Source organism: Bacillus sp. DWP3-1, assembly GCF_049896565.1.
Taxonomy (GTDB): Bacteria; Bacillota; Bacilli; order Bacillales; family Bacillaceae; genus Bacillus.
This window is the reverse complement of the sequence record NZ_JAFCUN010000003.1, coordinates 376,466-396,538: the sequence shown is the minus strand read 5'-3', so window position 1 is coordinate 396,538 and position 20,073 is coordinate 376,466. Positions and strand designations below refer to the sequence as shown.

Annotated in this window: 22 protein-coding genes and 4 pseudogenes; 5 read left to right on the top strand and 21 right to left on the bottom strand. The window is 40.9% G+C overall.

What is annotated here, in order from left to right; all coding sequences use genetic code 11:
* Positions 1-68: 68 nt before the first annotated feature.
* Genes ACP7A0_RS09720 through ACP7A0_RS09700 form a run of 5 tightly spaced genes read right to left on the bottom strand, consistent with a single transcriptional unit; the run spans position 69 to position 1,353 of the window.
* Positions 69-275 (bottom strand): XtrA/YqaO family protein, encoded by a 207-nt coding sequence (locus ACP7A0_RS09720; RefSeq protein WP_034659753.1) that lies wholly within the window; start codon positions 273-275, stop codon positions 69-71.
* Positions 272-670: a hypothetical protein gene (locus ACP7A0_RS09715; RefSeq protein WP_034659754.1), complete on the bottom strand. Its 399-nt coding sequence runs from the start codon at positions 668-670 to the stop codon at positions 272-274. Before ACP7A0_RS09715 ends, ACP7A0_RS09720 begins: the two co-directional genes overlap by 4 nt.
* Positions 671-720: 50 nt before the next feature.
* Positions 721-963 carry a hypothetical protein gene (locus tag ACP7A0_RS09710; RefSeq protein WP_080869539.1) on the bottom strand — a complete coding sequence of 81 codons (243 nt, stop codon included), beginning with the start codon at positions 961-963 and terminating at the stop codon, positions 721-723.
* Entirely contained in the window at positions 941-1,093 is a 153-nt protein-coding gene (locus ACP7A0_RS09705) for a hypothetical protein (RefSeq protein WP_375566225.1), read from the bottom strand. The genes ACP7A0_RS09710 and ACP7A0_RS09705 overlap by 23 nt, the downstream gene beginning before the upstream one ends.
* Complete coding sequence (locus tag ACP7A0_RS09700; protein WP_260336291.1) at positions 1,090-1,353, bottom strand: helix-turn-helix transcriptional regulator; 264 nt, start codon at positions 1,351-1,353, stop codon at positions 1,090-1,092. The genes ACP7A0_RS09705 and ACP7A0_RS09700 overlap by 4 nt, the downstream gene beginning before the upstream one ends.
* A 158-nt stretch (positions 1,354-1,511) precedes the next feature.
* Here ACP7A0_RS09700 and ACP7A0_RS09695 point away from each other — a divergent pair, with 158 nt between their 5' ends.
* From ACP7A0_RS09695 to bioB, 3 genes are all read left to right on the top strand, one after another.
* Positions 1,512-1,889, top strand: a complete 378-nt coding sequence (locus ACP7A0_RS09695; protein WP_034659756.1) for a helix-turn-helix domain-containing protein — start codon at positions 1,512-1,514, stop codon at positions 1,887-1,889.
* A 199-nt stretch (positions 1,890-2,088) separates the two neighbouring features.
* On the top strand, positions 2,089-2,439 hold the full coding sequence (locus ACP7A0_RS09690) for a hypothetical protein (protein ID WP_034659757.1): 351 nt from the start codon (positions 2,089-2,091) through the stop codon (positions 2,437-2,439).
* 162 nt (positions 2,440-2,601) lie between these two features.
* Entirely contained in the window at positions 2,602-3,597 is a 996-nt protein-coding gene (gene bioB, locus ACP7A0_RS09685; protein WP_034659758.1) for a biotin synthase BioB, read from the top strand.
* Positions 3,598-3,638: 41 nt separating this feature from the next.
* On the opposite strand, the gene ACP7A0_RS09680 is transcribed toward bioB, so the two are convergent.
* From ACP7A0_RS09680 to ACP7A0_RS09665, 4 genes are all read right to left on the bottom strand, one after another.
* Positions 3,639-4,112 carry a hypothetical protein gene (locus ACP7A0_RS09680; RefSeq protein WP_060597177.1) on the bottom strand — a complete coding sequence of 158 codons (474 nt, stop codon included), beginning with the start codon at positions 4,110-4,112 and terminating at the stop codon, positions 3,639-3,641.
* 377 nt (positions 4,113-4,489) lie between these two features.
* Positions 4,490-5,323 carry an undecaprenyl-diphosphate phosphatase gene (locus ACP7A0_RS09675; protein ID WP_050944681.1) on the bottom strand — a complete coding sequence of 278 codons (834 nt, stop codon included), beginning with the start codon at positions 5,321-5,323 and terminating at the stop codon, positions 4,490-4,492.
* A 127-nt stretch (positions 5,324-5,450) separates the two neighbouring features.
* Positions 5,451-6,593: an AI-2E family transporter gene (locus tag ACP7A0_RS09670; protein ID WP_034659761.1), complete on the bottom strand. Its 1,143-nt coding sequence runs from the start codon at positions 6,591-6,593 to the stop codon at positions 5,451-5,453.
* Between the two features lie 65 nt (positions 6,594-6,658).
* On the bottom strand, positions 6,659-7,051 hold the full coding sequence (locus tag ACP7A0_RS09665) for a hypothetical protein (RefSeq protein WP_375566229.1): 393 nt from the start codon (positions 7,049-7,051) through the stop codon (positions 6,659-6,661).
* A 201-nt stretch (positions 7,052-7,252) separates the two neighbouring features.
* On the opposite strand from ACP7A0_RS09665, the gene ACP7A0_RS09660 reads away from it, so the two are divergent.
* A complete protein-coding gene (locus ACP7A0_RS09660) occupies positions 7,253-8,257 on the top strand; it encodes a Gfo/Idh/MocA family protein (RefSeq protein WP_106039137.1) in 1,005 nt (334 codons plus the stop codon).
* A 61-nt stretch (positions 8,258-8,318) separates the two neighbouring features.
* On the opposite strand, the gene ACP7A0_RS09655 is transcribed toward ACP7A0_RS09660, so the two are convergent.
* The 9 genes and pseudogenes from ACP7A0_RS09655 to ACP7A0_RS09615 form a co-directional block, all read right to left on the bottom strand.
* Positions 8,319-8,843, bottom strand: coding sequence for a type 1 glutamine amidotransferase domain-containing protein (locus ACP7A0_RS09655; protein ID WP_106039136.1), 525 nt, complete (start codon positions 8,841-8,843; stop codon positions 8,319-8,321).
* A gap of 90 nt (positions 8,844-8,933) precedes the next feature.
* Complete coding sequence (locus ACP7A0_RS09650) at positions 8,934-9,887, bottom strand: methyl-accepting chemotaxis protein (protein ID WP_374955726.1); 954 nt, start codon at positions 9,885-9,887, stop codon at positions 8,934-8,936.
* A pseudogene (locus ACP7A0_RS09645) lies at positions 9,879-10,922 on the bottom strand (HAMP domain-containing protein); the annotation flags it as partial. The pseudogene ACP7A0_RS09645 and the gene ACP7A0_RS09650, both read right to left, overlap by 9 nt.
* A gap of 165 nt (positions 10,923-11,087) precedes the next feature.
* Positions 11,088-12,035 carry a methyl-accepting chemotaxis protein gene (locus ACP7A0_RS09640; RefSeq protein ID WP_375567718.1) on the bottom strand — a complete coding sequence of 316 codons (948 nt, stop codon included), beginning with the start codon at positions 12,033-12,035 and terminating at the stop codon, positions 11,088-11,090.
* Positions 12,030-12,923: pseudogene (locus tag ACP7A0_RS09635) on the bottom strand (HAMP domain-containing protein); the annotation flags it as partial. The pseudogene ACP7A0_RS09635 and the gene ACP7A0_RS09640, both read right to left, overlap by 6 nt.
* Positions 12,924-13,240: 317 nt before the next feature.
* Positions 13,241-14,191, bottom strand: coding sequence for a methyl-accepting chemotaxis protein (locus ACP7A0_RS09630; protein WP_374955724.1), 951 nt, complete (start codon positions 14,189-14,191; stop codon positions 13,241-13,243).
* A pseudogene (locus ACP7A0_RS09625) lies at positions 14,186-15,076 on the bottom strand (cache domain-containing protein); the annotation flags it as partial. The pseudogene ACP7A0_RS09625 and the gene ACP7A0_RS09630, both read right to left, overlap by 6 nt.
* 281 nt (positions 15,077-15,357) lie before the next feature.
* Positions 15,358-16,185, bottom strand: a complete 828-nt coding sequence (locus ACP7A0_RS09620; RefSeq protein ID WP_407060619.1) for a methyl-accepting chemotaxis protein — start codon at positions 16,183-16,185, stop codon at positions 15,358-15,360.
* A 114-nt stretch (positions 16,186-16,299) separates the two neighbouring features.
* Positions 16,300-17,166 (bottom strand): annotated as a pseudogene (locus ACP7A0_RS09615) (cache domain-containing protein); the annotation flags it as partial.
* A 339-nt stretch (positions 17,167-17,505) separates the two neighbouring features.
* Here ACP7A0_RS09615 and ACP7A0_RS09610 point away from each other — a divergent pair.
* On the top strand, positions 17,506-18,246 hold the full coding sequence (locus tag ACP7A0_RS09610) for a protein-glutamine gamma-glutamyltransferase (protein ID WP_106061607.1): 741 nt from the start codon (positions 17,506-17,508) through the stop codon (positions 18,244-18,246).
* Positions 18,247-18,267: 21 nt separating this feature from the next.
* Here the strand turns inward: ACP7A0_RS09610 and ACP7A0_RS09605 are convergent, their stop codons facing one another.
* Genes ACP7A0_RS09605 through ACP7A0_RS09595 form a run of 3 tightly spaced genes read right to left on the bottom strand, consistent with a single transcriptional unit; the run spans position 18,268 to position 19,990 of the window.
* Positions 18,268-18,516 carry a hypothetical protein gene (locus tag ACP7A0_RS09605; RefSeq protein ID WP_060597196.1) on the bottom strand — a complete coding sequence of 83 codons (249 nt, stop codon included), beginning with the start codon at positions 18,514-18,516 and terminating at the stop codon, positions 18,268-18,270.
* A gap of 24 nt (positions 18,517-18,540) precedes the next feature.
* The gene (locus ACP7A0_RS09600; RefSeq protein WP_426004940.1) at positions 18,541-19,572 is read right to left on the bottom strand and encodes a nitronate monooxygenase; all 1,032 of its coding nucleotides are present in this window, start codon (positions 19,570-19,572) and stop codon (positions 18,541-18,543) included.
* A gap of 16 nt (positions 19,573-19,588) precedes the next feature.
* Positions 19,589-19,990, bottom strand: coding sequence for a secondary thiamine-phosphate synthase enzyme YjbQ (locus ACP7A0_RS09595; protein WP_426004938.1), 402 nt, complete (start codon positions 19,988-19,990; stop codon positions 19,589-19,591).
* Positions 19,991-20,073 lie beyond the last annotated feature (83 nt).

Genomic DNA, 20,073 nt, shown 5'->3' with positions numbered 1-20,073 from the left:
CCTTTTCATAGGGTCTTGATCAGTGTCCGCAGGCTTTCCGTCTTGGACGTATTGTGTTGTGTTGTGATCTAGCTGATTTTAAAACCAATCTCGTGATCTACTCTTGCAAAGTGACCTTTTGCCGTTTGAATAATGGTTTTTCCATGTTCAGGTACATCCAACTTATAAGCCGTTCCTACATTCCCATCTAACACGATGACTTGAATTTTTCCTGTTTCCATCTCACCGACAAATGTCTGGTTTTCTTGAATGAATAATTGTTTTGGCTCGTTCATATGCTTGTCTCCTTATTTGGTGAGGATTTCGTGCCATCACCTATCGTATTTAAAATGATTTCAATTCTTGGACGCATACTATAAAACTGTGAAACTCTTAAATCGACAATCTGTAGAGGGACCTTATCCGCAATAGAATGAAGTGCTTCTTGAATATGTTGTAGTCTTGGCTGAAAGATGCTGACGTGCACCGGGCGTATCAAACCTTTTTCTGCGTATGTACGCTTGTTTTGACAGTCAGCTATGTCAAGCGGCATGTCGTCAAATAAGCGAATCTCGAGTGATAGTGCGCCTTTTATTTTATGCGGGCATTGTGCTTTTGCAGCTGCTCGTATTCTTTTTATCAATGTATCTTTTGTTAAAAACTCTGCCTCAATGATAAAATGGATGACCATGTTAGGATCTCCCGTCATCCTTTTCAAACTGACGGATGTCTTGTTCGTTTTTACTCGCTTTGAGCAAGCATTTGAGGATTGTCATAATTTGCTTCCATCGTTTCACGTCGCCTTGATTCCTCCTTTTTTGCTTCAGCGACCTTTGCCGCCAAGAGGTTCATGTATGTTTGCTTATCTTCTGCTGTGGAAAAAACAAACACCGGTTTCTGGTGATGAAAGGTCATCCAGCCGCCGGCTTGGACTAAACAAAGCTGCGCTTCCTTTCTGGCATCAAAAATCATCTGATGTTTCATCTTCTTCAAATCCCTCCAGACTGTCCTCAATCTCTGTTTGATATCCATAACGTTTCATGTCATATGTCCAGTAGCTTTTTGGATATCCAAAGTCATTCATCTGCGCTACCATTGGATGTTCAATATTCATTTTGTTCGTCTCCCCTTTTCTAAGAAATGCTCTTCCTTTAGAGAATTACTCATTTCGTGTAACTTTTGGTCAAAAAAAAGCTCTTGAACACCCCTATTCAGCAGATCTGCAATATGCTTTGCGATTTCTAAGCTAGGCTTCGTTCTGCCCATTTCTATATTTGCATAGCCGCTCGTGTACTTATATCCTAATTTTTTCGCCATATAGGTTTGTGCTTTTCCTTGTAAAATGCGTTCTTCTCGTAAATGTTCAAGTTTCATCTTTCCACCTCTTACTCAATATGTGTAAGTTATATTCATTATGATAATATACACGAAACGAGTAAGTCAATCATTTTTTATTCTTTTTGTGTAATTATTTATCTTTTCCGTGTAATTCATGATAAAATTTACTCATAACATGAAAAAAGGTGTTTCCAATGGATAATTTGACTGGAAAGATTTTAACTGAATTAAGAGAGAAGCATGGATGGAGCAAGTCAACGGTTGCTAAAAAACTCGGATTAAAGGCGATGTCCACCTATGCAAATTGGGAATATGGCTTGAGAAAGCCCGACGGTGAGATGATTGTGAAAATCGCCGAGTTATATGGGGTCTCAACGGATTATCTTCTCACAGGTAAGGACAAAGGCGGAACTGATGCCGACCTTGCAGACGATCCTGATTTGCAAATTGCGTTTAAGGCTGCCTCCGATTTTTCCGAAGAAGCACGAAGACAAACCATCGATTTTATTCACTACATTAGAGAAAAAGAGAAGCAAAAAGGCCGTCAGCCAAAACAGCGAGACGACGATTGATGATCTCTTTTCATAAAGCTTTACATTGCTGGGATGAGCCCAGCTTTTTTTTATGCCTCTTTTTCCCCTAAAAAAGAGAAGGCATATGAATAATATATGACAATTTTTACCATAAATACTCTTTTTTCTACATAATTTTATTGACATATAATTCTATTATTATTAATATATGTATATACCAAAAAAAGGAGTGTTACCGATGAAAAAATTAATGAAAGCTTGTACATTGTCTTTAGCTGCTTTAGGTGCTCTTACGTTCTTCCAAACTGAAGGTGCTCATGCAGCTGCACAGCCAAAAGAACCAGTCATAGCAAAAGCTCCTATTATGAATAAAGTAATTACGTTGACCCGTACGCTTCCTGTAGGTTCTTCGATCGCCGTCTCTCTTCCAGCAAGCCAAATTACTGTGACGGGCGCAACTTATGCGATTCAATTAGATCAAACAGCTCCAAACTTCACTTGGATTCGTGCCGTACAACGCGGTTCAGTGACGGTTTCTTACTATAATTCACTTGGAGAACGTGTGATTAACTATATTACTGTTCGATAAGCCATATTGCTTTACATATGAAAAGGCGATGACTTCATGATCATCGCCTTTTTGTGTGTCTACATGTATATTCATAGACATCATTTATCCAATGCTTGCCAACGACCATCTCTTATGTTAACTTTTAATAAAAATAAGTTAACATAATGAGAGGAGCTTATGATGGGAAAACAAATATCTTTGTCTTGGGAAGCGATGGCGGAGAAAGCGCTGAAAAATGAACGGATCACGCTGCAAGAAGGTCTAGACATTCTTGCAGCTGACGATAAAGAATTATTATCTATGATGCATGCAGCCTATCAAGTACGATTTCATTTTTTTCAAAACAAGGTGAAATTAAATATGATTTTTAACGCAAAAAGCGGTTATTGTCCTGAAAACTGTGGTTATTGTTCACAGTCGATCATTTCAAAAGCACCGGTTGAACGATATACAATGCTTGATCAAAAAACGATTGTGGCTGGCGCGCGTGAGGCGCTCAAGAGAAAAGCGGGGACTTATTGTATTGTCGCAAGCGGCAGAGCACCTTCTCACAGAGAGTTAGATGAGGTGACGGCAGCAGTAAAAGAGATCACTGAGACCATGCCTTTGAAGGTGTGTGCATGTCTTGGGTTATTAAATGAAGACAAAGCGAGGCGGCTGAAGGAAGCAGGGGTTCATCGGTATAATCACAATATCAATACACATCAAGATCATCATGCTCACATTACGACAACTCATACATATCATGATCGTTTGTCGACCCTTGAGGAGGTCAAACAGTCCGGCATGTCACCTTGCTCAGGGGTTATTATTGGGATGGGTGAAACCAACCAGCAAATTGTTGAAATGGCTTTTGCGCTCAGAGCCCTTGATGCGGATTCAATTCCAGTCAACTTTCTTCATGCAATCGAGGGAACACCGCTTGAGCATCAAGAACGAACACATCCGATCAAAGCATTGAAAGTGTTGGCGCTCATGAGGTTTGTCAATCCAACCAAGGAAATTCGAGTATCTGGAGGCAGAGAGTTCAATTTACGGACGCTTCAGCCGCTTGCCCTTTATGCGGCAAATTCCATTTTCGTAGGCGATTATTTAACAACAAAAGGCCAGCAAGTCCAAACGGATCATCACATCATTGAAGATTTAGGTTTTGACATAGAAGAATGTGCGTTATAAAAAAAGTCTGCCGGTGAATCGGCAGACTTTTGGCAATAAGATTAGAATCTTTTATGGAAATCGACAGTGCCGCTTCCTTCCTCACGGTCAAAGCTGCCAACAAATGTCCAGTTAATATAGCCGCCGTCACCATTGTTGACGAACGTACCATCTTCAAATACCCAAATACCAAACGTAATACCATCATATTCAACACTATCATAGTAGACAACATTGTTCAGTCCGCTAAAGTCATGATCTTGGCTTAAGTTTTGGACAACTACGTTATAGTTTTGACCTGCTTCATAGAAGGCACTGTACGCCGCATTTTTTACAAATCCATCACGATTTTGAGATGATTTTACTGCTTGTTCAATTTTATCGGCAATGGCTACTGGATCAATAGAGACACTTCCATCAACACCTGTTGTCGTAGCAGCTTCAGCCGTTTGACCAAAAGTCGTAAGAGATAGAGGGACAGCAACCATTGACGTAGCAATCATAGAACTAACAACAAATTTGCTTGTTTTTCTCATTATTTCTAACTCCTCCTTTAATTGGTATGTTTATGTACTACCCCTTCCTCTGTCTCTTAAACACTAAATTATGAAAAAACTTCTTTTTCTACCAATTAAGAGGGTGATTTTACTGTTTAAAAGAGCTGAAACAACAAAAAAACTACTCTTTTATAAGAGTAGTTTCAGATTGTTGACAAAGGGCTAAAATGATCTTTATTTTAGCCCTTTGTCTTCTTTTCAGCTCAGCGTGTTTGAAAACCTTTGCAGTCTAGGAAGGACGAGCACCGGAGCGGAGCGAATTTGACATTCGTGAGCACCGGCGCGCAGACCTGACAACGAATGCGAAGGTTTGTCTACACGCTGAAACTACTCTTTTATAAGAGTAGTTTACAGCATTACATGAACAGGATAAATAAAATCACACCTAGGATAATTCGGTATATCGCAAAAGGCACAAGTTTGATTTTATTGATCAGTTTTAGGAAGAATCGAACAACAAAGAGAGCCACAACAAATGCACTCACAAAGCCGACGATAAAGAATGGCAGCATGTCTGTTGTTAAATATTCGGCATTTTTCACAAGTGTTAACAAGCTTGCGCCTGCCATAATCGGCATCGCCATGATAAATGTAAAATCAGCTGCAGCACGGTGATTCAAACCAAGAATAACCCCGCCTGCAATCGTCGAACCTGAGCGAGAGAAGCCTGGCCATAATGCCAAACATTGAAACAGTCCGATATAAAGCGCCTGTTTGTACGTCATGTTATCGACAGAGCTTGTTTCTGTTTTACGTTTATTGATCCAGTCAGCGACAAGCATCAACACTGCGCCTAAAATCAAACCGACAGCGACTGTTCTCACGTCAAACAAGTATTTATCAATATAGTCTTCAAATAAGAATCCTAAAATGACGGCTGGGACGAGTCCTACTGCAATTTGAGCAATGGTCAGCTTATGCCCGCTGCGCTTTTGTTCTTCGGTGATATTTTTCTTTAAGCCTAACAAGTTCAAGATACGATCCTTGAACACAATCATGACTGCTAAAATAGAACCTAACTGAATCACGACTTTAAATGTGTTTGCCGCCTCTGGCGTAATGATTTCCTTTGATTTTAACCATAGATCATCGACTATGATCATGTGACCTGTAGATGAGACAGGTGCATACTCTGTTAATCCTTCGACAATTCCTAAAACCAGTGCCACGAATAAATCCCATAGATTCATGATTTTCTTTCCTTTCAATTCTGATCTTTTGAACAGTCCAACCATCTATGTCCACATAAAGACAAGCTTTCTTCATCGAAAGCTCGTCTTTATGATACTATATTTTTTTCAAAAAAAGATTATGACATTAAACCTTTTCTTCTTTGTACAAATTGGATCGCATTTTGAACCAATCAAACAAGTGGGTCGTGATGACCTTCAGGACGGCATATGTTGGAATCGCGACAATGATGCCGACTACGCTGAACAATTTACCTGCTGTTAATAGAACAAAAATAATCGTGATCGGATGGATATGAAGGTTTTTCCCCATGACCTGAGGTGAAATAAATTTCCCTTCAATGAGCTGAACCACTGTCCAGACAATGATGAGTTTTAAAAGCATCACTGGTGATGTCACAAGCGCAATCACAATCGCTGGTGTAATCGCAATCGTTGGACCAAGGTAAGGCACCACACTTGTACATGCCGCAATGATCGCCAGCAGCAACGCATAGTCAAGTCCAATAATCAGATAACCGATTAAAAGAAGAACACCAATACAGAAGCTGACAATGATCTGTCCGAGAATATAAGAGCTCAGGCGATGGTTCATTTCGTGAAGCACGATATGTGTATGATCTCTAAACTTATTCGGAATAAATTTCAGGAAATAGTCAGGTAATTTTTTGCCGTCTTTTAATAAATAAAACAGAATGAACGGAACGGTCACGATCGAAATGATGATTTCGGTGAGCGCCCCTAAGAAAGTCCCCACTCCGGTAAAGGTGCTTTCCAAAATCTTCGTTGCTTGACTTGACGCTTTACTCACCAATTCAGAGACGTTAAAATTCATCGCTTTCTGCGCTTGATTAATAAAGTTGCTTCCCGTTAGTTGGCGAATCTGTTCTTCTACCGTATCAACATATTTCGGAAGGTTATGAAACAGACTCATCGTTTGTGCTTGTAAAAAAGGAATAATAGACACAATGGTCACTGTAATGATGCCAATAATGACAATATATAAAAGCAAAATTGAAAAGATCCGTTTGACTCTAAACCTCTCTAACAAGTTGACAATCGGATTTAATAAATAATACACGACCCCCGTTAAAATAATCGGTAAGGCGATGGTTTTGACGAGTACAATGAGCGGTGTGAAAATAAAAGATGTTTTCATGAAAACAAGGATATTCAATCCGATTAATAGCAGGACGAGTAAAAAGAGAACAAACTTGTTATCAAGAAAAAATTTTCTAAATCGACTGCTCCACATTTGCATAGAATTCATATCGTTCCTCCAAACTCGGGCTATTTTATTAATAAATTGTACACTATCTGATCATGATATGGTGGTCATTGTTTCAGCTTTTTTTCCCATTTCGCAATGGACATCGCCCATATAATGAGAATCGGCTGTCCAATAAGCCTTATCCATAGCAAGGCCTGATCTGTGCTTTTTTGACCTGGAAATGGAATTCCCTCTCGTGCAGCAAATAAGTTTGCAGGGAAAATGAGTACAAGATAGACAGCCATGATTTTTGCTGCTGCAATCCTGACATTTGGCAGAAGCAGCAAAACAGCCATCAGCCATTCAAAGCATGCAGTCGCATAGACTATCACATATGGAAATGGCCAGCCTGACATCATACGGGCAAAGCCGCTCGGCTCTATCACATGAAAAATACCGGCTGCTATGAATAAAAGCGCAAAGACGTATGTACTTCCTATATGCAGGGTGCGCTTCATGTTCGTTTCCTCCTCTCCCTTCTATCAGAGTATTACCCGAATGAAGGAAGAAACTACCCACTTTTCGTACATTTATATCCTTTATGTAAGACGCATCAGCCTATATAAAGGTTTCATCCGCTCTTCAATAAAAAGAATGTTCTTTCATACAAACGCTTTCAAAGGATGTATAATCAGAGAAAAGCAGAAGGAGGGAATGACATGATTCGATTTGCTGTCATCGGAACGAACTGGATTACAGATCGATTCTTACAGGCCGGTGAAGGAGCAGCTGATTTTACATGTACAGCCGTCTATTCACGGTCCGCTGAAAAAGGCCAGGCATTTGCCGAAAAATACGGTATTGATACAGTTTTTACGAACTTACATCAAATGGCGGAAAGTGATGCGTTTGATGCCGTGTATATTGCAAGTCCAAATGCCCTTCATAAGGAGCAGGCCATGTTGATGATGGAGCACCAAAAGCACGTTTTATGCGAAAAACCATTCGCCTCTCACCGAAAAGAAGTGGAAGAGATGATTGCTGCAGCGAAAAAACATCAAGTGTGTTTAATGGAAGCGATGAAAACGACATTTCTGCCAAACTTCCTGCAAATCAAACAGCATCTTGATCAGCTCGGGCCCATTCGGCAAGTGGTCGCTCATTACTGTAAATATTCCTCAAGATACGATGCTTACCGAAATGGCGAGATTCCAAATGCTTTTAAGCCTGAATTATCCAATGGTTCTTTAATGGATATCGGTGTGTATCTTGTCTACCCGGCGATCTATTTATTTGGTCTGCCGAATCAAATCACCGCGAGAGGCTATAAGCTTTCTTCTGGTGTAGATGGGAGCGGCTCTGTCCTTTTACAATATGACGGGCATCAAGCACTCCTTTTTCATTCTAAAATTTCAACGTCTCATTTATCTGCGGAAATTCAAGGAGAGGACGCCACGATGGTGATTGATCAATTCCACCGTCCTTCGCGTATCACGTTCCACGATCGTCAAGGACATCAAACCGATATCTCTCTCAAAGATGATCAGCCAGCCATGTATTATGAAATCTGTCATTTTATTGAGTGTATTCAGCAAGGAATGGGGCAGTCTCCAGTCAATACATTTGCCTTATCTGTTCAAACCATGTCCGTCATGGACGAGGCGAGAAAACAAATGGGCGTGATGTATCCTGCCGATAGACAAAATGAATGGGGCATGAAATGATGAACAAAGGGCGAACATGATGTGCAAGTTCGCCCTTTGTTTTTTGTTTCGGATCCTTTGTTTATGTTGCCGCTAACACATCCGCAAATGCTTTCACATATGGAGGGAGATCCGGCGGACGTCTGCTCGAGACGAGGTGGCCATCTGTGACGACTGCTTCATCAAACCAGTCCGCTCCAGCATTTGTCATATCATCTTTAATACCAGGTGTACTTGTTACTTTTTTGCCTTGCAGGATTCCTGCTGAAATCAGCACCCAGCCAGCGTGGCAAATTTGCCCGATTGGTTTTGCCTTTGCATCAAATGAACGAACAATGTTTAACACTTCTGGATAACGGCGCAGTTTATCTGGTGCCCATCCACCAGGGACAAGCACAGCATCATATTCATCCGCTTGAATGGAATAAAAATCTGCATCAGATACAGCCGGCACACCGTATTTTCCGATGTACTCATGCTTTGCTTTTTCTCCTACAAGATGCACAGTTGCCCCTTCTTCTCTTAAACGCAGAACCGGATACCATAGCTCTAAATCTTCAAAATCATCACTGACAAACGCAATGACCTTCTTATCTGATAAACGCATAACATCTCTCCTATTCTTTCGATTTCCTCTATTGTACGAGATGACCTCTTAAAAAGAAAAGCGGTTCCCCTTGAGGAGAACCACTTGATCTTATTCGCTGATCTTGAATCTTTTAATTAAATCACGTAATTCTTCCGCCATTTGGGAAAGAGTCGTAGATGAAGAACTAATCTCTTCCATAGAAGCAAGCTGTTCTTCAGCAGATGCGGCGATATCTTGGATGCTTGCTGAACTCTCTCGTGATACATCGGCAATTTCATTCACCGCTTTAGAAATTTGCTCAGATCCTTTTGAAAGCTCGCGTACTGTTGTATTCATTTCATTGATTCTTGTTGCGATTTCTGCTGTTTGCAGATTAATTTGTGAGAAGCTTTCTTTCGTTTGATCTGTAATGGAAAGACCATTCTTCACTTCTTCATTCACTGATTTGAACATATTTTGAGATGTTTCGATTTCAGATACGATTTCTTTCACAAGCTTTTCAATCTCTTTTGCTGAATCCGATGATTGAACTGCAAGTTTACGCACTTCTTCTGCGACAACAGAGAAGCCTCTGCCTGACTCACCTGCACGTGCTGCTTCAATGGCAGCATTGAGTGCAAGTAAATTCGTTTGATCCGCAATGCCGTTAATCACGCCTAGGATGTTTGTGATATCTTTTGATTTATGCTCCAGCCCGTTGATCACCCCTTCAGCTTCTTTCACTGAATGGTCGATCGTCTTCATTTGGCCAACGGTTTGCTCCACAAGCTGCCCGCCTGATTCCGCTACTGTTTTTGATTGAATAGATGACGCTGTGATGACATCAGACGTTTCTGCGACTTCGTTCAGTCCTTCGTTCATTTGTTTTAAATGAGACGCGCTTTGCTCCACCATTTCGCTTTGATTTTCGTTGCCGTTTGAGAATGATTCAATAGATGATGTAATATGTTCAGTTGCTTTTGTTGTTTGACCTGCACTTGCCGTCAGTTCTTCAGATGAAGAAGCCACGTTTTCTACAGATGTTTGTACAGCTTGGATGACATCTCTTAATGACTCACTCATTTCATTAAAGCTTGTGCCTAGCTGTCCAATTTCATCTTTTGACCGGACATCAATTTTTTCTGTTAAATCTCCCTCACTGATCTTCCTTGAGGAAGAGACAAGTATAGAAAGTGGTTTTGTAATGGAACGAATGATCAAGAAGATCAGAATCCCGCCAATGATGAGCGCGCCTGCTAAAATGATAGCGGCCATGTTAAAGACTGGCTGTGCAGCTTCTTCTACTTCCGTCACAAACATCGTACCGACAATTTTCCAGCCAGTCGCTTTGTTTGTGGTGAACTCCATTTGCTTTTCTTTTCCTTCAAACATATAACTCATAGAACCTTCATCTTGTGAATAAAGCTTTTCTAGCCATTCACCAGATAATTTGGATCCAGCTTTTTTCGTTGGATGGGCAACAAAGGTACGATCCGGACTTCCGATAAAGGCATAGCCTTGTTTCCCAATGTTTATGCTATTTGATTCTTTTACTAGATTCGCAATGTCTAGGTTCATTGCAATGACTCCTGATCCGTCCTCTAACTTTTTAGAGATTGTGACCACAAGCGTACCGGTTGAAGCCGTTGGATACGGTGCTGAAACAGACAGCTCCCCGTTTTTCGCCCAGCCGTCTTTATACCAATCCCGCTCCGTTGCGACATAGTCAGCAGGCATTTTTTTATTAGGATATCTTGAAAACACTTTGCCATCACTTGAAGCGACAAAAATGCCTTCTGTGTCATCATTCATACTCATGAACTGCTCAAAGCGCCCTTGAATATCTGTCGTGCCTTTTTGCTTAAGCTTTTTCTCCGTGATCCATTTGCTAAAGAAATCGGCTGCGTCTGTTTTCACTTTCACAACCTTCGTAATATTTTTATCTAGCTGCTCTACGTTCTCCTTGGCGCTTTGCATGATTTGATCATTTAAGGAGGTGCTCGCCGTATGATATGAAGAGAATGCCAATACAATGATTGGGCATAAGAGAATAAATAAGAAAGAGAATACGAGCTTTTTTGAAATAGATGGCTTCCTGAAATACTGTATGAATTTCATAAAAAAGAAAACTCCTTTTAGTAAGATAGTATATATATCGGAAGTACTACTAGGTTGTTTACTTTTTTAATTTATTAAAGTCTAAATAAGTCCAAAACACCCAAATTATATGCATCGAATGGAAAAACACCTGACGTCAAAACGTCAGGTGCTTCCCTATATCTCTTACATTTTAAATTGTTTAATGAGCTCTCTTAGCTCTTCTGCCATCTGAGATAACGTGGCAGAGGATGAGCTGATCTCTTCCATAGATGCCAGCTGTTCTTCTGCGGATGCTGCGATATCTTGGAAGCCTGCGGAACTTTCTCTTGAAAGCTCTTTGATTTGATTCACCGCATGTGAAATATCATTTGAGCCATGCGAGAGTTCTTTGGCGGTTCCGTTCATTTGTTTCATTTGTTCTGTCATTTCTGATGTTTTATCGGTGATTTTCTCAAAGCTGACTTTCGTTTCATCTGTAATGTTTAATCCAGCTTGTACTTCACCTGCTACTTGTTTAAACATTTTCTGTGACTTTTCAATTTCCTCCACAATCTCGTTTGTCAGGCTTTCAATTTCCTTTGAAGAGCTTCCTGATTGCTCTGCCAGCTTACGAACTTCTTCTGCAACAACAGAGAAACCTCTGCCTGCTTCTCCTGCCCGAGCGGCTTCTATCGCAGCATTTAAAGCAAGGAGATTGGTCTGGTCAGCAATGCCGTTAATGACACCCAGAATGTTAGTAATATCCTTTGATTTCTGCTCTAAGCCTTGAATAACAAGCTCTGCTTCTTTCACTGCCTGCTCGATGGTTTGCATTTGACCTGCTGTTTTTTGAACGAGTTCTCCACCAGCCTGAGCCGTTTTGCTCGAATCAATCGACGATTCCATCATATGTGAGGTCGTATCGACCATATGGGATAAGCTGCGATCCATTTCGTTCAACTGGACTGAGCTTTTTTCGATCATATCATTTTGGTGTTCAGTGCTGTTTGAGAACTGTTCAATAGATGATGTGATATGCTCAGTCGCTTGGGTGGTCTGTCCTGCACTTGCTGTTAACTCTTCAGAAGAGGAGGCCACATTTTCAATGGAATTCTGAACAGCTTGAATGACGTGTTTCAGCTTTGCTGACATCTCGTTAAAACTCTGCGCAAGCTTCCCGATTTCATCGTGTGTACGAACTTCAATATGCTGGGTCAGATCACCCTGACTGATTTTCTCAGCCGATTCAGAGAGCTCTATCAGTGGCTTTCGAATCGATTTAATAATAAAATAAATCGCGATTCCGCCTATGGCAATCGCAGCTGCCAGTATGATCATTGTTAAGTCGAGAACTGGCTGTGCAGCTTCTTTGACTTCGCCCGTATACATTGTTCCAGCAAGCTTCCAGCCTGTTGCTTCATTTGTGTCAAAAAACATTTGCTTCGGCTTTCCATTGTATTCATATTTGAAGCTGCCTTGTTTTTTATCATACAATTTCGATATGAAATCACCTGTCAATTTCGCCCCAGGCTTGTCTGTTTTATGGGCAATATAATGCTGATCTGCAGTCGCGACAAACGCATAGCCTTCTTTGCCAATTTTGATGCTGTTTGTATCTTTCACGATCGTGTTCAAGCGCACATTGATCCCAATCACACCAGAACCATCTGCTAATTGTTCTGATATTGTGATGAGCAGGTCATCTGATGACTTGCCGACAAAAGGATCTGAAATGATGAGTTTCTCATCTCCCATCGATTGTTGAAACCACGATTCGTTTTTTGAGCTCGAGGCACTACCTTTGTGAATCTTGGAATATTCGGTTAGTTTACCATTTTGATCTGCAATGAATACTTCCACCACATCTTCATCTGTTTCCGATAATTGCTCTAATTTTACCTTGAGTAAATCCTTGTTTTTAGAAGCCAATTCACTCTTTTTTACCGATTTGGCTAAATAGGAAACGATATCAATTTTAGGCTGTACATCTTTATTAATGAGTTCGTTTAATTGCTGAACACCATTTGCAGCACTAGACATAATCTCATCATTGAGAGACTTTGATGCCACTTCATAAGAAAATGCTGCCAATACGAGAATTGGCACTAGGAGAATCGCTAAGAATGCAGTAATTAATTTCTTCGACATTGTAAAGTGCTTAAAAAAGTTGATTTTTTTCATGACTCTACTCCTTTTGAATTATGATTTGTGGTCTTTCCCTTCTATTCTTAGGTAATACGAATTATTTTTCAAGACTTAATGTTCGAAAATTAATCAAAATGAGTAAATTCACCTATTTCTTTTGATTTACTCAATGAAAAAAGAGCCCTCTAGCTGTAGGACTCTTTTCATTATGTCTATTCGACTTTAAATTTGCTGATCAAATCACGCAATTCTTCTGCCATTGATGAGAGCGTAGCAGAGGATGAGCTGATTTCTTCCATTGATGCCAGCTGTTCTTCCGCTGAAGCCGCTATGTCTTGAATGTTTGCGGAGCTTTCACGTGAGACGTCTGCAATCTCACGGACAGCCTCTGACACATGGGCAGAGCCATTTGAAAGCTGGATAACCGTTTGATTCATCGTTTGAAGCTGGTCAGAAATTTCTTTTGTCATTTCGAAAATATTGTGGAAGCTGACTCTTGTTTGTTCAGTGAAGCTTAAGCCTGATTGAACTTCTCGATTCACCGCAGTGAATACTTCCTGTGATACATCGATGTCTTGAACGATCTCTTTAATCAAATTCTCGATTTCTTTCGCCGAATTGGCTGATTGAACAGCCAGTTTTCTTACTTCTTCTGCTACAACGGAGAAGCCTCTGCCAGATTCCCCAGCTCTTGCTGCCTCGATTGCTGCATTTAGCGCAAGTAAATTCGTTTGGTCAGCGATTCCATTGATGACACCTAGAATTTGTGTAATGTCTTTTGATTTACTTTCAAGAGCGCTGATGACATTCTCTGCTTTTTTCACGGACTGATCAATCACATTCATTTGAGAAGCGGTTTTTTCCACAAGCTGTCCGCCTTCCCCTGCGATATCTGTTGATTTGATCGATGAAGCAGTAATGGATTCAGCCGACTCATTCATGTGCTGAAGGCCTCGGTTCATTTCTTCTAACTCGTCTGAGCTGGATTCGACTTTGTCATTTTGACTTTCATTTCCATTGGAGAATTGTTCAATGGATAGTGTAATATGCTCTGTTGCTTTACTTGTTTGCCCTGCGCTGGCGGTCAGTTCTTCTGATGAAGAAGCGACATTTTCGACCGAGGTTTGGACGGCACCAATGAGGGTTCTTAATGAGTCAATCATTGTATTAAAGCCTTTCCCAACTTGGCCAATTTCATCATCTGATTGGATCTCAAGCTTATCGCGCAAATCACCTTCGCTGACTTTTTTCGAGAAGCGGGCAAGGTTGGATAATCTTTTAGATATAGAGCGGACGATAAAGAAGATAAGGGTACCTGCTACGATAAGTGTCACACTGAACACAATAATGGCTGTATTGAAAACGGGCTTTGCTGCATCTTCTACTTCTGATACGAGCATCGTTCCACCGATTTTCCAGCCGGTTAATTCATTGGTCACATACGCAACCTTTTTATCTATTCCTTTGAGTGTGTAGCTGCCGTTTCCTTCTTTGTTTTTAAAAATAATATTCGCCAGATTCTCATTTACCTGACTTCCTGGCTTTTGGGTCGGATCTGCTAAAACTGTTTTATCCTTCTCCATGATAAAGGCATAGCCTTTTTGCCCAATTTTGATTTCTTTTAATTTTTGCAGTAGGGTGTCAATTTCTAAATCAATTCCAATAACACCTGAACCATCTTTCATTTTTTGAGTAATGGTGATGACCATTTTCCCTGTGGAGGCTGCTACGTATGGTTTTGTGATGACTTGTTTGCCGTTTTCTGCATTGAGTGCCTCTTGATACCATGGACGCTCTCTTGGATCGTAGCCATCAGGCATCTTTTGAACAGGATATTGCATAAACAATCCCTTTTCGGAGCCTGCATAGATAGCAGAAACATCTTTTTCATTAATTTTTCCAAATTGCTGCAATTCTTTAATGGTCGCATTTCTATTTTTTTCTTGAAGATTAGACGCTTTGAGTGTATCTGTAAACAGGGTCACAGCATCTGCTTTGTTTCCTATATTCTCATTGATTAAGGTATCAAATGCATTGACTTGACTCATCGCACTGCCCATAATCTGTTTGTCTAGCTCTGTCTTTGATGTAAAAAATGCACTAATTGTCAGTGCAGTGGTTGGCAGGATAAGGACTACCAAAAAGGCAATAATTAATTTTTTTGAAATGGATGGTTTTTTTAACCATTGGATCATTTTCCCCATTTTCTCTTTCCCCCTTTACTTCTCTAAAGTTATTATCGGATGAAAGGTTTATTTTTACAGGCTGAAAACGATGTTTAAACATAAAAAAAATACCCAGACAATTCTGGGTATTTTTTCATCATTTTTTAATCAATTTTAAATTGACTTGTGAGCTCTTTTAGTTCCTCTGCCATGTTAGCAAGTGTCACAGAAGAAGATGAGATTTCTTCCATAGATGCCAGCTGCTCTTCAGCAGAAGCCGCAATGTCCTGAATGTTTGCCGCACTTTCTCTAGAGACTTGGCGCATCTCCTGCATAGCTTGTGAGACAAGCTTTGAACCGCTCGATAGATCAATCGCTGTATCGTTTAATTGAGTCAGTTTTTTCGACATTCCTTCTGCCGCCTCATAAATGTTCTGGAAGCTTTCTTTTGCTTCTTCTGTCATACCGAGTCCTGCATGTACTTCTCGATTGACCGTTTTGAACATATCTTGAGATTTAGCAATTTCTAACACAATTTCTTGAATGAGCTTTTCAATTTCTTTCGCTGAATCTGCGGATTGGACAGCTAGTTTTCTCACTTCTTCTGCAACGACGGAGAAGCCGCGTCCTGATTCACCTGCTCTTGCTGCTTCGATGGCTGCATTTAGCGCAAGTAAATTCGTTTGATCTGCAATGCCGTTAATAACATTTAAAATGCTCGTAATATCTTTAGACTTGTATTCTAATTGTTTCATGACTTGTTCTGCTTCTTGTACAGATGTATCAATATGTTTCATTTGGCTCGCTGTGCTTTCAACAATTCGGCCGCCTTGACCAGCAGCCTCTGTCGATTGAAGTGAGACAGCAGCCACTTCTGATGACGTATGTGACATGTCTTGTAACCCTTCATTCATTGCCACAAGCTGATTCGTACTAGATTCGACTTTCTCGTTTTGTGCTTCATTTCCATTTGAAAATTGTTCAATCGACATCGTGATATGTTCAGTTGCTTGACTTGTTTGGCTGGCACTTGCCGTCAGCTCCTCGGAAGCGGAAGCCACATTGTCGACAGATTGCTGTACCGCTCGAATGACGTCACGGAGGGATTCACTCATTTTGCTAAAGCTTCTTGTCAGCTCTCCTATTTCATCCTTCGATTTGGTTTCAAGGGTTTCGGTTAAATCCCCTTCACTCACTTTGTTTGAGAAATCAACAAGCTTTCGAAGTCCAATTGTGATGGATCGAACGATAAAGAAGATCGCAACGCCGCCAAGGATAAATGAAGAAATTAAAAGAATAATGGCAGAATTCCAAACTGGCTGTGCTGCTTCTTCTGTTTCTGATACAAACATCGTTCCAGCAATTTTCCAACCTGTTAAATCATTTGTCACAAAAACAAGACGCTTTTGTTCTCCTTTATTCTCATAAGTTGACGTTCCTTCTTTTCCGCTGTAAAGGATAGATGAAATATTTTCAGTGACCTTAGATCCTGACTTTTCTTCTGGATGAGCCACAATTTGTTTATTTTTATTCGCAATAATTGGATATCCTTGTCGTCCAATTTTAATCTCTTTTATTTTATTGACAATGTCTTGCACATCAATGTCAATTCCGATCGCTCCCGACCCGTCCTTCAGACGCTGGGCAATCGTGACAACCATGCCGTTTGTTGTGGCAGAGATGTATGGATTAGTAACAACTGGCTTACCACTGTCATCCTGCATAGCTAGTTGATACCAATCACGCGTTGTTGGATCATAGCCTTTTGGCATGTCTACTTTAGGAAACTGAATGAAATCACGCTTTTTACTTGCTGCATAAAAGCCAACCACATCATCTTCATTGATTTTACTGTATATCTCGAAATGCTCATACAGCTTGTCCTGGTTGTTCTTCTTAAAGTCTGCAGCAGTAGATGTTTCAGTAAAGAGTTTTACTGCGTTTTCCTTATTGATAAGCTTTTGCTGAATCATGTCATTCAGTTCATTGACTCTTGTGTTTGCTCCGTACATGATTTCATGATCTAATTCTTCTTTGGCAATCTGATATGAAATCGTACTGAGTGTAATAATTGGCAAGACAAGAACGAGCGTGAATGAAATAATCAGTCTCTTAGAAATCGATGGTTTTTTCAACCATTTTATTGCATTTTTCATGTTTTTCCTCCTTTTAAACGATATGTTATATATCGGACATCTTCATATTATTTTCATGTTTTTCAATTAAAAAGGATGCCTTTTTGTTTATTTTCACAAATTGATTCCTTGCCCAAGCATCTTGCATACGCTAATACAAAAGGGGGCGCTTTTCATATGATTATTCTTTCAGGACAGTCAGTGACAAATGAGCAGCTGGCTTCATTTCAGCTAGAGGGACAAAAGCGGATCATTTTGATGCAGTTACAAGCCTCAAATGATACGTTCCGCTACAGGCAAGCATCTGATTTGTTATTTGAGGTCACATTGAGATCGAACATTATGAATGCTGCAAGAGATTTGCATAAAAGTGGTGCCTCATTTGCCATCTTCCAAAAATCTCGTGCAAATGATGCCTTTTGGCGTGTATCGGAAGCAGGAGCACTAGAGCTGCGCTATCAAGTGGAACCATCTAGAGGAATTAAAGACATTTTTGAAAATGGCTCACAATATGCATTTGAATGTGCCACAGCCATTGTGATCGTATTTTATATGGGGGTCTTGCAAACGGTAGGAGACGAGAAGTTTAACCGAAGGCTTCGCAGCTTAACCCTGTATGACTGGCATTATGATACATTGTCGATTTATACAGAACGCGGGAATGACTTTATCTATGGGGATTGCTTATATTTTGAAAATCCAGAGTTTAGCTATCAGCAGTCACAGTGGCGCGGGGAAAATGTGATTTACTTAGGAGAAGATCAATATTACGGACATGGACTTGGGATTTTAACAGCGGCAGAAATTATCGACAAATTGAATAAGAGAAGGCGGCCAGGTGCTGTTCAATCTGCTTATCTATTGCCGCAGACCACCCGGATGGATGTGATTTATCTCAGGCAAATGTTTGGCAGCTAAAAAAAGCCTCTTGTCTATTGGTTATGACAAGGGGCTTTTGTATGCCTTGCGTTTACGATAATCTTGCAGCGTGCCAAGCATCGTGTTCGCAAGGATCTCCATTTTTTCTAAGTCTTTTCTTGTGACCGGCGGATCGTGCCGGCTCCATTTTACGTAACGAACAAAATAGTAATGACGAATGGGCGTAAGGACGGCAGAAGAGTACGGAAATTCATCAAACCAAAATTCAATTTGTCCTTTTTTTCGGTATGAATGCTTTAAGATGTCCATCCTTTCACACCACCCAACATGAATTTATATATGCGTCAGTTCATGCATGATCTCCTCAACGGTTAAAATCGAGTGAATACGGCTAACGCCCTGTCCTGCCCAAAGAGCCATTTGATCAGGGTTTCCTGCAGCCGCGGCTGCTTTTCGCATCGGTGTCGTCCATACATGCTGAACCGGATAAGGAAGAACCCTATCTTCATTCTGTCTTTCTTCCTCCATCCACTGATTCACAATTCCTCTTGCTCTTTTCCCAGAAAAAAGCCTCGTGATCTTTGTTTCACTGCTTTCTGCCTGTAAAATCGCCTTTTTGTATACGTCTGCCGCAGCACTTTCCTGGCTGGCTAAAAATCGTGTGCCGATTTGAACCGCATCCGCTCCAAGCGCTAGAGCGGCTTTCACACCTGCTCGTTCTGTGATCCCGCCTGCGGCGATCAATGGCACATGACAGAGCGGCTTGACGTCAGAGATCAGACTAAAGAGTCCCACCAGGGCATCTCCTTTTGCAGGTAAAAAGGTACCTCGGTGCCCCCCTGCTTCACTTCCTTGCAGAACAATGGCATCCATCCCTTTTTCCTCTAAAAGCAGTGTTTCCTCTTTTGTTGTGGCGGTTCCAATTAAAAAGATCCCCTTTTGTTTTAAGCGATGAATCGTTTGTTCATTTGGACAAGCGAAGGTAAAGGAAACGACCGGTACGTCTTCTTCCTGAATAATGTTGATTTTCTGTTCAAAATCATCCCACAATTCCTCTTGGCTCGGCAGCCTATCAGCGGCTGGTCGTGCAGGCAGTCTCTTCTCCCAAAATGCCACATCCTCTTTTTTGACTTCAGGAATTGGCTCTGGTACAAATACATTGACCTGAAACAGGCGAGTTGTCAGCTGTTTGACCTGTCTGATCTGCTGCCTCAAATTGTCAGGCTGCACATATCCACTTGCCAAACTGCCAAGTCCCCCGTACTGTGAAACAGCGGCTGCCAGCTGCGATGTCACGGCGCCTCCTGCCATTGGCGCTTGAATAATTCCATATTTGATTTGCAGTAATTTCGTGATATCTCCCATTTATTTCCCCCATCTCTTATTCGTTTGAAGACACCTGTATATAAAAATGGCGATGTCTCGGCCCGTCAAACTCACAGAAATAGATTCCCTGCCACGTGCCAAGTACAAGATCACCATGATTGATGAGAACATGCTGCGTAGCACCCATATAGCTCGCTTTCATATGTGCGGCTGTATTTCCTTCCATATGGCGGTCCTTCGGATGTTCCCACGGAAAGACTTCGTCAAGCCTCCGGAGCATATCTCGTTTCACATCTGGGTCCGCATTTTCATTAATGGTCATCCCTGCTGTCGTATGAGGACAGTAGATAATGACGGTTCCGTTTTGAATACCTGTTTCCTTGACATATTGATGGATCTCGTTCGTCACGTCGATCATCTCATCGCGTCTATTTGTTTGTACATTGATTTTTTTCATATGAGCGGCTCCTTTTTGTCATTTCTATAAAACCATACCCTTTTTATGTGAAATAAATCACTGCTTATCGGCAGAAGGCATTC

Bases quoted from the DNA above. Each gene is read 5' to 3' on its own strand.
- ACP7A0_RS09720 (WP_034659753.1), bottom strand. From the start codon at position 275: ATGAACGAGCCAAAACAATTATTCATTCAAGAAAACCAGACATTTGTC.
- ACP7A0_RS09640 (WP_375567718.1), bottom strand. From the start codon at position 12,035: ATGTCAGCAAAGCTGAAACACGTCATTCAAGCTGTTCAGAATTCCATT.
- ACP7A0_RS09600 (WP_426004940.1), bottom strand. From the start codon at position 19,572: ATGGGAGATATCACGAAATTACTGCAAATCAAATATGGAATTATTCAA.
- ACP7A0_RS09715 (WP_034659754.1), bottom strand. From the start codon at position 670: ATGGTCATCCATTTTATCATTGAGGCAGAGTTTTTAACAAAAGATACA.
- ACP7A0_RS09650 (WP_374955726.1), bottom strand. From the start codon at position 9,887: ATGAGTGAGTCATTAAGAGATGTCATCCAAGCTGTACAAACATCTGTA.
- ACP7A0_RS09675 (WP_050944681.1), bottom strand. From the start codon at position 5,323: ATGAATCTATGGGATTTATTCGTGGCACTGGTTTTAGGAATTGTCGAA.
- ACP7A0_RS09695 (WP_034659756.1), top strand. From the start codon at position 1,512: ATGGATAATTTGACTGGAAAGATTTTAACTGAATTAAGAGAGAAGCAT.
- ACP7A0_RS09605 (WP_060597196.1), bottom strand. From the start codon at position 18,516: ATGGACATCTTAAAGCATTCATACCGAAAAAAAGGACAAATTGAATTT.
- ACP7A0_RS09595 (WP_426004938.1), bottom strand. From the start codon at position 19,990: ATGAAAAAAATCAATGTACAAACAAATAGACGCGATGAGATGATCGAC.
- ACP7A0_RS09655 (WP_106039136.1), bottom strand. From the start codon at position 8,843: ATGCGTTTATCAGATAAGAAGGTCATTGCGTTTGTCAGTGATGATTTT.
- ACP7A0_RS09665 (WP_375566229.1), bottom strand. From the start codon at position 7,051: ATGAAGCGCACCCTGCATATAGGAAGTACATACGTCTTTGCGCTTTTA.
- ACP7A0_RS09620 (WP_407060619.1), bottom strand. From the start codon at position 16,185: ATGTCGATTGAACAATTTTCAAATGGAAATGAAGCACAAAACGAGAAA.
- ACP7A0_RS09680 (WP_060597177.1), bottom strand. From the start codon at position 4,112: ATGAGAAAAACAAGCAAATTTGTTGTTAGTTCTATGATTGCTACGTCA.
- ACP7A0_RS09710 (WP_080869539.1), bottom strand. From the start codon at position 963: ATGAAACATCAGATGATTTTTGATGCCAGAAAGGAAGCGCAGCTTTGT.
- ACP7A0_RS09700 (WP_260336291.1), bottom strand. From the start codon at position 1,353: ATGAAACTTGAACATTTACGAGAAGAACGCATTTTACAAGGAAAAGCA.
- ACP7A0_RS09630 (WP_374955724.1), bottom strand. From the start codon at position 14,191: ATGATTGACTCATTAAGAACCCTCATTGGTGCCGTCCAAACCTCGGTC.
- ACP7A0_RS09610 (WP_106061607.1), top strand. From the start codon at position 17,506: ATGATTATTCTTTCAGGACAGTCAGTGACAAATGAGCAGCTGGCTTCA.
- ACP7A0_RS09690 (WP_034659757.1), top strand. From the start codon at position 2,089: ATGAAAAAATTAATGAAAGCTTGTACATTGTCTTTAGCTGCTTTAGGT.
- ACP7A0_RS09660 (WP_106039137.1), top strand. From the start codon at position 7,253: ATGATTCGATTTGCTGTCATCGGAACGAACTGGATTACAGATCGATTC.
- ACP7A0_RS09705 (WP_375566225.1), bottom strand. From the start codon at position 1,093: ATGAATATTGAACATCCAATGGTAGCGCAGATGAATGACTTTGGATAT.
- ACP7A0_RS09670 (WP_034659761.1), bottom strand. From the start codon at position 6,593: ATGAATTCTATGCAAATGTGGAGCAGTCGATTTAGAAAATTTTTTCTT.
- bioB (WP_034659758.1), top strand. From the start codon at position 2,602: ATGGGAAAACAAATATCTTTGTCTTGGGAAGCGATGGCGGAGAAAGCG.